The organism is Panacagrimonas sp., from assembly GCF_965216805.1.
Classification (GTDB): domain Bacteria; phylum Pseudomonadota; class Gammaproteobacteria; order Nevskiales; family Nevskiaceae; genus Panacagrimonas.
The window spans coordinates 984,786-997,598 of the sequence record NZ_CBDCGN010000002.1; the positions used below are offsets into that span (position 1 = coordinate 984,786).

Consider the following 12,813-nt stretch of genomic DNA (forward strand, 5'->3'; position numbering starts at 1 on the left):
CCAGTCGGAGAATCTTCCGACAGTCTGTTTCCGAAGCGAGCTTGAAGAACGCTGCGAGCATGGGAATAGGCAATGGATTCTCCGGCGACCTGTGAGAAATGCGGGCTAGCGGTGTGGGCCTTGTCCGGATGGTGGCAGGGACGACACCCGGGACCAATAACGCGATGGTAGTAGGGCGGTGCCGACGATCCCCGACCACCGCGGCGTCGACGGCGCCATCGGCCGATATCGGCCTGCCGTGCGCCTCGGAGCCTTGCGGGCCACATCGGCGGCGGGGTGCGCGATGATGGGCCATGATCGAATTTCTACCCAACCGTCGTCGACAGGCACTGGTGGCGGTCCTGTCGATCGGTGCGGTGCTGGTCGTGGGCGCAGTGGTGCAACGCGAAGGAACGGCGCGTGGCCTGCAGAGCAGCGCGGGACAGGCGCGCGAGCAACTGCGCCTGCATCAGGACACGCTGAACGCACTGATCGAACGCTACCGCGTGCTGCCCTCGGTGCTGGTCCTGGATCCGCAGGTGCGCGCAGCGCTGGCGGCGCCAGCAGCGGATACGGCGGTCTCCGCTGCGCTGAATCGCAAGCTGGCGCTCATCAACGGCGCTGCCGACACCTCCACGCTGACCTTGCTGGACCGCGGCGGGCACGCCATCGCCGCCAGCAACTGGCAGTCGCCGGACAGCAACGTCGGGGTCGACTACCGCTTCCGCCCCTATTTCCAGCAGGCGGTGGCCGAGGGCAGCGGCAGTTTCTATGCGCTGGGCGTCACCACCGCGCAGCCCGGCTATTTCCTGTCGCAGGCGGTGCTTGCAAACGGCGGTGAGGCCATCGGGGTGGTCGTGGTGAAGCTGGATCTGTCGACGCTGGAGATGGCCTGGAAGGCGCTCCCCGACGTGGTGTTTCTGAGCGACGCTTATGGCGTGATCTTTCTTGCCGGTCGCGACCGCTGGCGCTATCGCGATCTGCGTCCGCTGTCGCCTGCCGAACAGGCCGCGATCGCAGCCACGCGCCAGTACGGCGATCTACCGCTGGAGGCCCTCCCGATCACGCCGGTGGGACGCGCCGATGCCGCGGTGCCGCGGGTCCGCCATCACGCTACGGGTGAGTTGCTGTGGGTGTCGCAGCCGGTGACCGGGCCGGGCTGGACCTTGCACCTGATGCGGCCGACCGCGCCGATCGAGGCTGCTGCGCGCATCGTGGCGCTGGCGGTCATGGCGGCGCTGACCGTGCTGATCCTGGCGGTGTATGCACTGCGCCAGCGGCGGCGGATGGCGCAGTTGCGCGAGCGCAGCCAGGTCGAGCTGCAGCGCCTGGTCGCGCAGCACGCCGAGCAGATGCGCAGTGCCCAGGACGGTTTGGTGCAGGCGGCGCGGCGTGCCGATTACGGCGAAAGCCCCAGCCTGCAGCATCTGCCGCAGGGCGTCAGCGTGATCGATGCGGAGCTGCGGCTGGTGGCCTGGAACCGCCGCTACATCGAGTTGTTCCGCTTTCCTCCCGAGCTGATCCAGGTGGGCCGGCCGATCGAGGAAGTGCTGCGCTACAACGCCTCGCGTGGCCTGCTCGGCGCGGACGAACAGACCATCGAGCGGCGCCTGGAGTATCTTCGTGCCGGCCGTCCGCATCTGCACGAGCGTGAGGATCCCACCGGCACCGTGCTGGAGATCCGCGGCAATCCCTTGCCCGACGGCGGCTTCGTCACCAGCTACGCCGACATCACTGCCTACCGCCAGACCGCGCGGGAACTGCGCTCGCTGGCCGACTCGCTGGAGCGGCGGATCGAGGCGCGTACCCGCGATCTCGACGCCGCCAGGCGTGACGCCGAGCGCGCCAACCGCTACAAGACCCGCTTCGTCGCCGCTGCCGTCCACGACCTGCTGCAACCGCTGAATGCGGCGCGCATGTTCATCTCCAGCCTGCGCAGCCGCATCGGAGACCCCGCGCTGCAGGCCCTGGCCGACAATGTGGAAGGGGCGCTGCGTTCGCAGGACGAGATACTCGACAGTCTGCTGGATATCTCGCGACTGGAGTCCGGCACCCTGGAGGTCAAGCGCCGCCACCTGCCGCTGGCGCCGCTGCTGGGCGATCTGGCGCGCGAGATCGGGGTGCTGGCCACGGACAAGGGCCTGCACTTCCGGTATCGGTCCAGCACCGTGGTGGCTGATACCGACGAGGCCCTGCTGCGGCGCATCCTGCAGAACTTCCTCACCAATGCGCTGCGCTACACCGCACGTGGTCGGGTGCTGCTGGGTGTGCGCCGGCTCGACGACGAGCTGCGCATCGAGGTCTGGGACCAGGGCCCCGGCATTCCGGCCGAACAGCACGCGGAGATTTTCGAGGAGTTCCGGCGTCTCGATTCCGGGGGCGACCTGCGCTCGCGCGGTGCTGGTCTGGGGTTGGCCATCGTCGACCGCATCGCCCGCCTGCTGGGACACCGCATCGGCCTGCGCTCCTGGCCCGGCCGCGGCAGCGTGTTCTCGGTGACCCTGCCGCGCGGCGCGGCGCGGGCCGCAGCCAAGCAGGCCGCGCCTGCCGCGATGCCGTCGAGCGGCAGCCTCGCCGGCCACGTTCTCTGGTGCGTCGAGGACGATCCTGCCTCCGGCGAGGCCCTGGCCGGACTGCTCGGCAACTGGGGATGTGTGACGCAGGTGTTGCGGTCGGCGGCCGAAGCCTGTGCCGCCGCCACACCGGAATCGGCACCCGACCTGCTGTTGCTGGATGTGCGCCTGGGCGAGGATCACGGCCCTGACCTGCTGCCGGCTTTGATCGCGGCCTGGGGCCGCTCGCCGCCGGTGGTGCTGCTCACCGGCGAGCGTGATCCGGCGTTGCGCCAGCACGCCCGCGAACAGGGTTGGGGTTATCTGCTCAAGCCGGTATCGCCGGCGGCCTTGCGCGCCTTGATCACGCAGCAATTGCTGCGCGGACGCGGCGAATAGTCAGGCTTCGAGCTCCGGGCCGTCGCCGGACACCGCATCCGGTTCCAGCGAACGCACCAGCACCGCGGCCTGGGTGCGGCTGTAACAGCCGAGCTTGCGCAGGATTGCGGTGACGTGAACCTTGACGGTGTTCTCCGCCAGTCCCAGCTCGTGGGCGATCTGCTTGTTGAGCAGGCCGTCGGCCAGGCACATCAGCACCCGCACCTGCTGCGGGGTGAGCTGCGCCAGTTGCTGGGCGAGCTGGTCGTCTTCGGCACTGCGTTCCGCGACCGCCTCGGGGAACCAGACATCGCCCGCCATGACCTTGCCCACGGCGTCGAGGATCTGCTCTACCGGCGCCGATTTGGGGACAAAGGCGGCAGCACCGAACTGCTCGGCACGGCGGATGGTGCGCGGGTGGTCGTTGGAGGAGATCACGATCACCGGCAGTTCCGGCCGTTCCCCGCGCAGATAGATCAGCGACGAGAATCCGCGCGCGCCGGGCATGTGCAGGTCCAGCAGCACCAGGTCGACGTCGTCGTGCGCCTGCATCGCTTCTTCCAGCATTTTCACGCTGGCGACCTCGATCGGCGCCACGGCGCCGGTGAAGTCCGACAGCGTCTGCAGGATGGCGGCGCGGAACAGGGGATGGTCGTCGGCAATGACCAGCTTCACGGCAGGCTCCGGACAGGTGCGTCCGCGGTCTTGTGACAGGCTTGCGGCGGATGGGCAAGGTTATCCGCCGCAAGTAGCGTCGACCGAGCGCTCAGGGGACGACCACACCGATGCTCAGCGCGGGGCCGGTGGTATCTCCCGCCGCGGGTACCAGGGCGATCAGTCCGCGGCCGGCCAGCAGGTTGCCGTTGACTGCGCCGCTGGCCCCGATGACGCCCGCGACCGGGTCGTCGTAGCTCAGGGTGGCCTCGTCGGTTTCAATGGTCAGCAGGGTATCGGCCCAGGTGGCGAGCGCGTTGCTGCCGCCGCTGTCGACCAGCGCATAGTTGCCGTCCAGGCCCTCGGCGATGATGGGGTCCTGCGGCAGATGCAGATAGAAGCCGGAGCGCTCGGCCGACTCGCGCAGCAGCTGCACCGGCACCTGCGCTCCGGCTACCAGGCCGATCACCATGGAGCCGTTGAGCGTTCCGCCCTCGGTCACCGCACTGCCTTCGGGGTCGGTGGCAAAGACATCGAAGGCATTGCGGTCTGCGTTATAGGTGATGTAGCCCTTGTCGGTCAGGCTGCAACCGGCCGAATAAATGTTGAAACGGCCACTGGCATCGTCCAGACAACGCTGGAAGGTGCCGGCGTTGCGGATTCGGCCGGATGCCGCGTAGGGCGTGGCGATGCCGCCGGTGTTGTCGACGCCGACGATGTTGTTGATGTCGGCGATGGGGTTGAAGGTGGTGGGGTCAGCGCTGTTCTCGAAGGTATCGCGGAAGGCCACCAGCGGCGCGAAGGCGTCGCCGGCCGGGGTGGCGACGCCGCCCAGCACCACGCCGTTGGGCGCCAGTGCGAACACCGCACCGGCCTCGTCGCTGGCGTAGGTGCAGTCGTCCAGAGGGTCCAGCGTGCCGCTGCGTTCGCTGCCGGCGACGCGCTGTGCGCTGGCGTCGAGGGCGATGCGGTAGCTCAGGTCGGTGGGATCGAGATCGAAGCTCAGCTCCTCGCCCAGCGTGTTGCCGCCCTTGTAGGTGGTCGCCGCAACCGGCAGGAAGGCACAGGCGTCGGGGTCGGGATTGACGGCTTCGACCAGACGGTCCGCGCCGTCGACACAGCCCTGCAGCGCGAGCACCAGCAGGGGCGCGCCGAGGCGCAAGGGGAGCGGTGTTTTCATCGCGGGTCTCCAGGCTCGGTCGGCGGGCATCAGAACACCACCTGGGCGCGCAGGGCGATCGACTCGCCGCTGTCTTCGCCCTGGAAGCTGCCCACCTGGTTGTCGGTGGTCCAGTCGTAGTAGTTGAGCGACAGGCGCGAGTGGTTGTTGAGGTACCAGTTCAGCGCGAGCGTCGTGCGCTGACCGTCGCCGCCGCGCTCGGCGTCGGTGAAGTCGAAGTCGTCGGCGCGCACCGCCAACTCGAAGGCGCCCCAGCCGCCCTCGGTCACCGGGCGCAGAACGCGGGTGGTGCCCCAGACGCCGGAGCGGGTACTGAAGCCGGGCCGCTCGCCGGTGATCAGCCAGCCGGCGGACACCGCCCAGGCCTCGCGGCCGACGCGATCGTTGCCGCCGATGACGACCGTCGAGGGCAGGCCGATGCGGCGCTCGCCGATTTCGCTGGTCGCCCAGAAGTTGCGGTAGACCCCGGCCAGCTCGAAACCCCAGCCTTCGTTGCGGCTGGGCGAGCTCAGGGAACTGGCGGATACGCGCAGGTTGTCGTTGAAGAACGGCCCGATGCGCGGGATGTTGTTGATCGTGGCGACCTCGTCGCTGATCTTCTCGTAGTAATACCAGGTGCCGAGATGGACAAAGCCCTGCGGCCGTTTCAACGGATTCCAGTGGGTGCGGACGCTGTAGGCGATGGAGTCGTCGGCGCTGCCGGTGTTGTCGAGATCGTCGCCGGTGATGCTCATGCCGACGTGCCAGCTATGGCCGTGGACTTTCAGCGAGGTGCCAAGGCCGTAGTAGCTGTTGACCGCGCCGGTGACGCCGGCCACGGCGTTGCGTTCCTGGAACGGGTTGCGAACCAGCGTGTTGGAGGCGTCGATGCCGCGCTCGCGCAGCTTGTTGCCGAGGAACAGCTCCATCGGCAGGTTCAGCGCGCGCCACTCGTAGGCGATCCAGGCGTCCTTGACCGACACCTCCTGATCGGCGAAGTCGGTGTCGACCTTGTAACGTAGGGCGCCCATGCGGCCTTCGGCGCCGAGGCGCACCGCGCGCATCTCGGTGCCGCTGATGTTGCGTTCGTCGAAGTCCGAGCCTTGGGTGGTGGAGACGTCGAACACCACGCGCCCGCGCGGACGGAAGCGCAGTTCGCCGTTGCTGCTGCGGAACTCCGGGGCGCCGCGATTCCAGCTTGCCGTCTCGTTTGCGCTGCTGGCGGCGGTGCTGAGCTGGATGATCTGCGCCTGCAGGTCGGCCAGGGTATCGGGGTCGGCTCCTTCGCTTTGCGCCTCCAGTTCGGCGATGCGGTTCCGCAGCGCCTGGATCTGTGCCTGCAGACCCTGCAACTGCGCAGCCAGTGCGGCGGCGTCATCGGCGGCCAGGGACGGGCCGGCGAAGGCGGTGAGGCCCATCGCCAGCAGGCTGGCGATCGCGGTTCGGTGAAAGCGCTTCATGGGAGGCTCCAGTAAGGAAGACGGTGGGTCAGCGCCGGGATCGGGCAGTCCCGACGAAACCCTGCTGGCGAGCCCAGGTGATGAACAGGCGTGGCCAGGTGGCGGTGGGCGTGCCAGGCAGGCCGATGCCCCAGCTGTGGCCGCCGCTGTCGAACAGATGCAATTCCACCGGCACGCCCGCCTGCTCCAGGGCGGCCGCCATCACACGGCTGTGGTCGGGGTCGGCGATGGGATCGTCAAGGCTGTGCGCCAGGAAGGCCGGCGACGAGCGCGGCTGGACGTGGCGTTCGGCCGAGTACGCCTCGACCACGTCGGGATCGGTGCCCAGCTTCTGGCGCGAGCGCGTCGTGTCCAGCGGCGGCGCCATCGAGATCACCGGATACAGCAGCACGGTAAAGTCGGGGCGTGGCGAGACACCGTCAACCGCGTCCACCGGCTCATAGAAGGCGGTCTCGAAGCGGCTGCCGAGGATGGCGCCCAGATGACCGCCGGCAGACATGCCGATCACGCCGATGCGTTGCGGGTCGATGCCCAGTTCATCGGCGCGCGCGCGCAGCAAGCGTATTGCGCGCTGGCCGTCGGCGAAGGGTGCCGCCGCCGGCCAGCCGTCGCCGGGCAGGCGGTAGTAGAGGATCGCGGCGGTAATGCCGACGGCATTGAGCCACTTGGCAACCGGTTCGCTGCCGCGGCCGATCTGGATGCGGAAATAGCCGCCGCCACCGGCGATCACCACCGCGGTGCCGTTCGGCCGCGCCGGACGGTGGATCGCCATGCGCGGCTCGGAGATGTTGGCAACCGCGCCCAGGCCGCTGCCTTCGCGACCGACGCGTTCGGGGCCACGAACGGTATCCGCGTCCAGGGTGCCGGCCGGCCACAGCGGCAGGACTTCGGGTGATGCTGCCGCCAGCGTCGGGCCGGCGATCGTCAGTGTCAGCAGCAGGCAGCACAGAATGCGGGATGACAGGTACATGCGGTCTCCTCGCGCCGGGTTATCGAGGGCTCGCTGCACCTGCGGGCCGATCGGCGTCGGCTGCTTTTTTACGCTCTACCTGGCTGCGCTCAAATAACACATTGGAGTTAGGGGAGCCTGCACAGCGTTGATCGGGCGCGACGTAGGAAGGCGTAGCACGGCTGGGCCGCGGAGCCGGAATCCGCGTCTGCGAGATCTCGCTGGCGAAGCTGAGCGGCCTTACCCAAAGCGGCTGACCGAGGGCGTCGGTCAAAGTTTCCAAAAAGATCTGGATTAAAGATCTTTCATGCTGATCTCGGAAACATGAGTGCCTCTCTACGCCCTGAACGTCCACCGCCGCCTCAGCCGGAAATCGTGGGCGGATTCTCCACCGTGCTGGCCGATCCGCCGTGGCGGTTTGCCAATCGCACCGGCAAAATTGCGCCCGAGCATCGCCGGCTCGATCGGTACTCGACCATGTCGATCGAGTCGATCAAAGCGCTGGGGGTTCAGGCCGTAGCGGCAAACAACGCGCACCTGTATTTGTGGGTCCCCAATGCACTGTTGCCCGAAGGACTGGACGTGATGTCGGCCTGGGGCTTCCGCTACGTCTCCAATATCGTCTGGGCAAAGCGCCGTATCGACGGCGGGCCCGATGGACGCGGGGTCGGCTTCTATTTTCGCAACGTCACCGAACTGCTCCACTTCGCCGTGCGCGGGTCGACGCGCACGCTGCCGCCCGGCCGCTCGCAGGTCAACATGATCGAGACGCGCAAGCGCGAACATTCCCGCAAGCCGGACGAGCAATACGCACTGATCCAAGCCTGCTCTCCAGGTCCGTACCTGGAGCTTTTTGCGCGACACCCGCAACCGGGATGGACGGTTTGGGGAGACGAGTCTTCGGACGAGGTCACGCCGCGCGGTTCGGTGCACAAGGGCTATGCCGGCGGGCCGATACTGCCGGACCTGATGCCCCACGAACATCTGGACGCTGCCCGCATCGCGGCCCTCGGCGAAAAGCTGAGTTTCCTGTACCAACGGGGAAGCAGCATACGGCAGCTCGCTGACGACACTGGCTACTCGATCCAGCGCGTTCGCAGCTTATTGCAAGCGGCCGGGACCTCGATGAGACCGCGCGGCCGCACCTCGGATGTCTTGGAGCCAGATCTGTTTCAGGGGCTGTAAGGCCGCCCGTTCCAGGTGGCCTCTGTTGCAGCCACGATCGGTAGGGGGCAAGTTCCCATCACACCGCGGCGGACCCGAAGCGCAGCTTTTTCAAGATTGGTCGTCGTTGAAGTTCCGAGGTCGATCGGAAGCTTGGTGTGGCGCTTCGTTCCGGAAAGCTTTTCCAGGTGATCGGCCCAGAGACGCTCCGCGAGCGTTTTCAGACGTACCCGGTCTTGCGTGATCAAAACTGCAGCAGAAATAACCCCGGCCTCGTGCCACGCGCGATAAGCCGAAAGATCGCGATCCAGGTTGCCGTCCTTCGCATTCCACTCGACGTCGAGCGCAACGCGGCCCTTGAAATTGTCGACCAAATAGCCTTCCTGGCGAACGGCAGGGAGGCGCTCCATCTCCAGACCTTTCTTGGACACCAGCACGCCTTCGGTGATCAGGTCTACCCGGGTTTCCCGCCAGCCAAGCGCTGCAAACGAATCGTCAATCTGTTTGGCGATATCGCCGCGATTGCCGCCCTTCTTCAGCCAGAGCGACGGGTTCAAGGAAAATGCCGCGAGTACCGATGTGATATCCCGCCACTCCTCCGGGCAGACCGCTCGCAAAACGGCTGCCGCGGAACTGGTCTCAAGAGACGCCCAGCGTTTCCGGATGGCCGGCTCAAGAACAACGGGATCGTCAAAGGTTGCGGTTTCGAACATGAGCCGAGTGTAGCCTGACCCTTCTGTGGATCGATCCGTCGTGCTACTCGGTTCTGGCAACGCGGAAACCGAGATTGCTGTAGCGGATCGACGACGGGTGCGCGGTGCGGATCGACGAACGCACATCGAAGGAAAGACTGAGCCAGGCCCCGCCGCGCACCACCCGACGTTCGCAGTCGCCCGCGGTCCATGCGCTGCCATCAGCCGGCGCGCCTTTGTAGGTGTCGTTCCAGCAGTCCTCCACCCATTCCCACACATTGCCGTGCAGATCGTGCAGTCCGAAGGCATTGGGCGCGGCGCTGCCGACGACGGCGCTCTTGTCCGCCTCTTCTCCGCACTCGCTGTAGCACACCGCCATGCCGGGAAGCATGTGGTCGCCCCAGGGATAAACCGTCCGGGTACCGGCCCGAGCGGCGTACTCCCACTCCGCTTCGGTGGGCAGGCGGTAGTGCTTTCCGGTCTGCGCACTGAGCCACCGCACATAGGTCTGCGCTTCGTCCCATCGAACGTTGACCACGGGTCGGCGGCCTCTGCCCCATCTCTGGTCGAATATGTCGGCGCTGCAAGGGCCGGACCTGGCGCAGGCATCCCACTCGTCGAACGTCACTTCGTATTTGCCGATTTGGAAGGGTTTCACGTGCACCGCGTGCACCGGAACTTCCTCGGTCGCGCCGAAAGCGGCGTGGTCGCCCATCAGAAGATCGCCTCCGGGGAGGCCGATCATCTGGGGACAGTGCGCGCAATCAGCCGAGCTTGGCGCGGACGGTTCAGGTGCTGCAGTCGTAGGCCCGCAGGTCATCAGCGCCGCGAAAGACAACGCGAACAGACGGCGATGCGAGGGGCTTGGCCGCCGCCGAACTTCCGATCTCAACATCTGCAGTCTCCAGCTCGTTCGACATCGATCCTCAGCCGCAGACGATGCGACCGGCCCGCGGGAGTGTCACCCATCGGAAGCGGCGTGAGGCGACCGCTCGCCGAGCGCCGGAGGCGCGCCCTACTTGACCAACTGGTTGAGATCGAAGATCGGCAGCAGGATGGCAAGCACGATCAGCAGCACAATGCCGCCCATGGTCAGAATCAGGATGGGCTCGAACAAGCCCATCAGCGCGGCGACCAGCGTCTCCACCTCGCGTTCCTGATTCTCTGCCGCGCGGTCCAGCATCTCGTCCAGGCGGCCGGAGGATTCGCCGCTGGCCATCAGGTGGATGGCGATGGGCGGAAACAGCTTGCTGTCGCCCAGCGAGCGCGCCAGGCCGCCGCCCTCGCGCACCCGCGTCGTCGCGTGTTCGATGGCATCGCGCATCGGCACGTTGGACACCACCTGGGTACCGATGCGCATGGCGTCCAGAATCGGCACGCCGCTGCCGAACAGGATCCCCAAGGTGCGGGTGAAGCGGCCGGTGTTGGCGCCGCGCGTGAGCCGGCCGATCAGCGGCAGGCGCAACTGGAAGCGGTGCACGCGCCGACGGAATTCGAGGTTGCGCATCATGCGGCCGAACCCGATGGCGCCTATGACGCCGGCCACCAGCAGGTAAGGCCCGTAGTCGCGCAGGAAGTCGCTGAGCGCGATCAGGCCCTGGGTCAGGCCCGGCAGTTCCTGGTCGATGTCGCCGTACACGCCAACCACCTGCGGCACCACGTAGGTCAGCAGCAGGATCACCACGCCCACCGCGACCACGGTGAGGATGGCGGGGTAGAACGCCGCCAGCAGCACCTTCTGCTGCATCACCTGGCGCCGCTCCACGTATTCGGCCAGACGCTCCAGGATCAGGTCCAGCTTGCCGGATTGCTCGCCGGCCTCCACGGTGGCGCGGAACAGGGGCGGAAAAGCGTTGGGGAACTGGTTGAGCGCCTGCGCCATGCTGGAGCCCTCCAGCACCGCGGCGCGCACACCCAGCGCGATGCGCTTGACCTTCTTCGATTCGCTTTGCTGCGACACCGCGGTCAGCGCCTCGTCCAGCGGCAGGCCTGAGCGCACCAGGGTGGCGAGCTGCCGGGTGAACAGGGTCAGCTCGGTAGTACTGATGTTGCCGCCGCCGCGCCCGAACAGCGAGCGCTGCGCGGCGCTGCGTTCCTGCACCTCGCGCACTTCCAGCGGCATCAGCCCGCGATCGCGCAGACTGCTGCGCGCCTGACGCGCGGTGTCACCCTCGATCAGGCCTTTTTCCTGCCCGCCGGATGCATTGAGCGCGGTGTATTCGAAGGCGGCCATGGGCTACGCGGGAATCGGGAATGGAGAATCGGGAATCGTAGGAGCCGACGCACACCGCGGCTGGGTCGATTCCCGATTCCCGACTCCCGATTCCCCGCTTTTCATTCCTCGATCGTCACGCGCAGCACCTCGCGCAGCGTGGTTTCGCCGGCGACGACCTTGTTGCGGCCGGACTGCAGGATGCCGGGGCCGCGGGTGCGTGCGTAGGTCTCCATGGCCTGTTCGCTGGCGACGTCATGGATCATGGATTCGATCTGGCGATCGACTTCAATCAGTTCCTGGATGCCGCTGCGGCCCAGGAAGCCGGTGTGCCGGCACAGCCCGCAGCCGACCGGCTGGTACAACTGGAAGCTGCCGTGGCGCTCGGCCGGCAGGCCCAGCTGTTCGACCTCCACCAGCTTGGGCTCGTAGGGCGTCTTGCAGTGCGGGCACAGGGTACGCACCAGACGCTGCGCCATCAGGCCCACCAGGGACGAGGACAACTGGTAGGGCTCCACGCCCATGTCACGCAGACGCGTGACCGCGCCGACCGCGGTATTGGTGTGCAGGGTCGACAGCACCAGATGGCCGGTCTGGCTGGCCTGTACCGCGATCTGCGCGGTCTCCAGATCGCGGATTTCGCCCACCATCACCACGTCCGGGTCCTGGCGCAGGATCGCGCGCAGGCCCTTGGCGAAGGTCATCTGCACCTTGGAATTGACCTGGGTCTGGCCGACGCCATCGATGTAGTACTCGATGGGGTCTTCCACCGTCATGATGTTGCGCGAACGGTCGTTGAGCACGCTCAGCGCCGAGTACAGCGTGGTGGTCTTGCCCGACCCGGTGGGGCCGGTCACCAGCAGGATTCCGTAGGGGCGGAAGATGATGCGATTCAGCACCTCGATCTGCTGCGTGTCCAGGCCCAGTTCGCCCAGGTCCAGGCGCTCGGCCTGCTTGTCCAGGATGCGCATCACCACGCGTTCCTGATTGGCCCCGGTGGGGATGGTGGAGACGCGCACGTCGACCTTGCGGCCGCCGAAGTTGCGGCTGATGCGGCCGTCCTGCGGCAGGCGCTTCTCGGCGATGTCGAGCTTGGCCATGACCTTGATGCGAGACACCAGCCGCGGGGCCAGGGCACGTGGCGGCTGCATCACCTCGCGCAGCACGCCATCGACGCGAAAGCGCACCTGCAGACGAGACTCGAAACTCTCGATGTGGATGTCGGAGGCGTTCTCCTTGATCGCCTCCACCAGCAGGCCGTTGATGAACTTGATGACGGGGGCGTCGTCATTGGACTCCAGCAGGTCCTGGTTGTCGGACAAAGCCTGCGCCAGCGCATCGAGATCGTTGTCGTCGGCGTCCAGACCGTCCATCAAGCTGGCGGCGGCGCCGGTGGCGCCTTCATAGGTACGCGACAGCAGCGCGTCGAATTCGGAAGCGTCCACCGCGTGCAGGCGCACCGGCCGGCCGAGGAAGCGCCGCACTTCCTGCAGGGACTCGATGCTGGTTCCGGGGCGGGCGGCGAGCACCACGTGATCGCCACGGTCTTCGCCCACGATCAGGCCGTGGCGCTTGGCGAAAGCGAACGGCGGGCGCCGCAGAGGCTCCATGCTG

10 protein-coding genes are annotated in these 12,813 nt (G+C 67.1%); 2 read left to right on the forward strand and 8 right to left on the reverse strand.

Annotation, left to right across the window (positions count from 1 at the left end):
* Positions 1–293 precede the first annotated feature (293 nt).
* Entirely contained in the window at positions 294–2,930 is a 2,637-nt protein-coding gene (locus ACOOHP_RS04705) for a PAS-domain containing protein (protein ID WP_420465303.1), read from the forward strand.
* Here ACOOHP_RS04705 and ACOOHP_RS04710 read toward each other — a convergent pair whose 3' ends face one another.
* The 4 genes from ACOOHP_RS04710 to ACOOHP_RS04725 all read right to left on the reverse strand — a co-directional run bounded on the left by ACOOHP_RS04710 (position 2,931) and on the right by ACOOHP_RS04725 (position 7,152).
* Positions 2,931–3,584, reverse strand: a complete 654-nt coding sequence (locus tag ACOOHP_RS04710) for a LuxR C-terminal-related transcriptional regulator (RefSeq protein ID WP_420465304.1) — start codon at positions 3,582–3,584, stop codon at positions 2,931–2,933. It lies immediately after the preceding gene.
* A gap of 91 nt (positions 3,585–3,675) precedes the next feature.
* Positions 3,676–4,743 carry a hypothetical protein gene (locus ACOOHP_RS04715; protein ID WP_420465305.1) on the reverse strand — a complete coding sequence of 356 codons (1,068 nt, stop codon included), beginning with the start codon at positions 4,741–4,743 and terminating at the stop codon, positions 3,676–3,678.
* A 29-nt stretch (positions 4,744–4,772) separates the two neighbouring features.
* Complete coding sequence (locus ACOOHP_RS04720; RefSeq protein ID WP_420465306.1) at positions 4,773–6,182, reverse strand: OprO/OprP family phosphate-selective porin; 1,410 nt, start codon at positions 6,180–6,182, stop codon at positions 4,773–4,775.
* Between the two features lie 28 nt (positions 6,183–6,210).
* Positions 6,211–7,152 carry an alpha/beta hydrolase gene (locus ACOOHP_RS04725; RefSeq protein WP_420465307.1) on the reverse strand — a complete coding sequence of 314 codons (942 nt, stop codon included), beginning with the start codon at positions 7,150–7,152 and terminating at the stop codon, positions 6,211–6,213.
* A 303-nt stretch (positions 7,153–7,455) separates the two neighbouring features.
* Here ACOOHP_RS04725 and ACOOHP_RS04730 point away from each other — a divergent pair, with 303 nt between their 5' ends.
* The gene (locus ACOOHP_RS04730) at positions 7,456–8,316 is read left to right on the forward strand and encodes an MT-A70 family methyltransferase (RefSeq protein ID WP_420465308.1); all 861 of its coding nucleotides are present in this window, start codon (positions 7,456–7,458) and stop codon (positions 8,314–8,316) included.
* Here ACOOHP_RS04730 and ACOOHP_RS04735 read toward each other — a convergent pair.
* From ACOOHP_RS04735 to gspE, 4 genes are all read right to left on the reverse strand, one after another.
* Entirely contained in the window at positions 8,304–9,008 is a 705-nt protein-coding gene (locus ACOOHP_RS04735) for a BglII/BstYI family type II restriction endonuclease (RefSeq protein ID WP_420465309.1), read from the reverse strand. The two genes, ACOOHP_RS04730 and ACOOHP_RS04735, sit on opposite strands and share 13 nt — an antisense overlap.
* Before the next feature lie 43 nt (positions 9,009–9,051).
* Positions 9,052–9,882 (reverse strand): formylglycine-generating enzyme family protein, encoded by an 831-nt coding sequence (locus tag ACOOHP_RS04740; protein ID WP_420465310.1) that lies wholly within the window; start codon positions 9,880–9,882, stop codon positions 9,052–9,054.
* A 120-nt stretch (positions 9,883–10,002) separates the two neighbouring features.
* Positions 10,003–11,220: a type II secretion system inner membrane protein GspF gene (gspF, locus tag ACOOHP_RS04745; protein WP_420465311.1), complete on the reverse strand. Its 1,218-nt coding sequence runs from the start codon at positions 11,218–11,220 to the stop codon at positions 10,003–10,005.
* Between the two features lie 101 nt (positions 11,221–11,321).
* Entirely contained in the window at positions 11,322–12,809 is a 1,488-nt protein-coding gene (gspE, locus tag ACOOHP_RS04750; protein WP_420465312.1) for a type II secretion system ATPase GspE, read from the reverse strand.
* Positions 12,810–12,813: the final 4 nt, after the last annotated feature.

Coding starts and splice junctions, on each gene's coding strand:
- ACOOHP_RS04705 (WP_420465303.1), top strand. CDS start 294: ATGATCGAATTTCTACCCAACCGTCGTCGACAGGCACTGGTGGCGGTC.
- ACOOHP_RS04715 (WP_420465305.1), bottom strand. CDS start 4,743: ATGAAAACACCGCTCCCCTTGCGCCTCGGCGCGCCCCTGCTGGTGCTC.
- ACOOHP_RS04720 (WP_420465306.1), bottom strand. CDS start 6,182: ATGAAGCGCTTTCACCGAACCGCGATCGCCAGCCTGCTGGCGATGGGC.
- ACOOHP_RS04725 (WP_420465307.1), bottom strand. CDS start 7,152: ATGTACCTGTCATCCCGCATTCTGTGCTGCCTGCTGCTGACACTGACG.
- ACOOHP_RS04730 (WP_420465308.1), top strand. CDS start 7,456: ATGAGTGCCTCTCTACGCCCTGAACGTCCACCGCCGCCTCAGCCGGAA.
- ACOOHP_RS04735 (WP_420465309.1), bottom strand. CDS start 9,008: ATGTTCGAAACCGCAACCTTTGACGATCCCGTTGTTCTTGAGCCGGCC.
- ACOOHP_RS04740 (WP_420465310.1), bottom strand. CDS start 9,882: ATGTTGAGATCGGAAGTTCGGCGGCGGCCAAGCCCCTCGCATCGCCGT.
- gspF (WP_420465311.1), bottom strand. CDS start 11,220: ATGGCCGCCTTCGAATACACCGCGCTCAATGCATCCGGCGGGCAGGAA.
- gspE (WP_420465312.1), bottom strand. CDS start 12,809: ATGGAGCCTCTGCGGCGCCCGCCGTTCGCTTTCGCCAAGCGCCACGGC.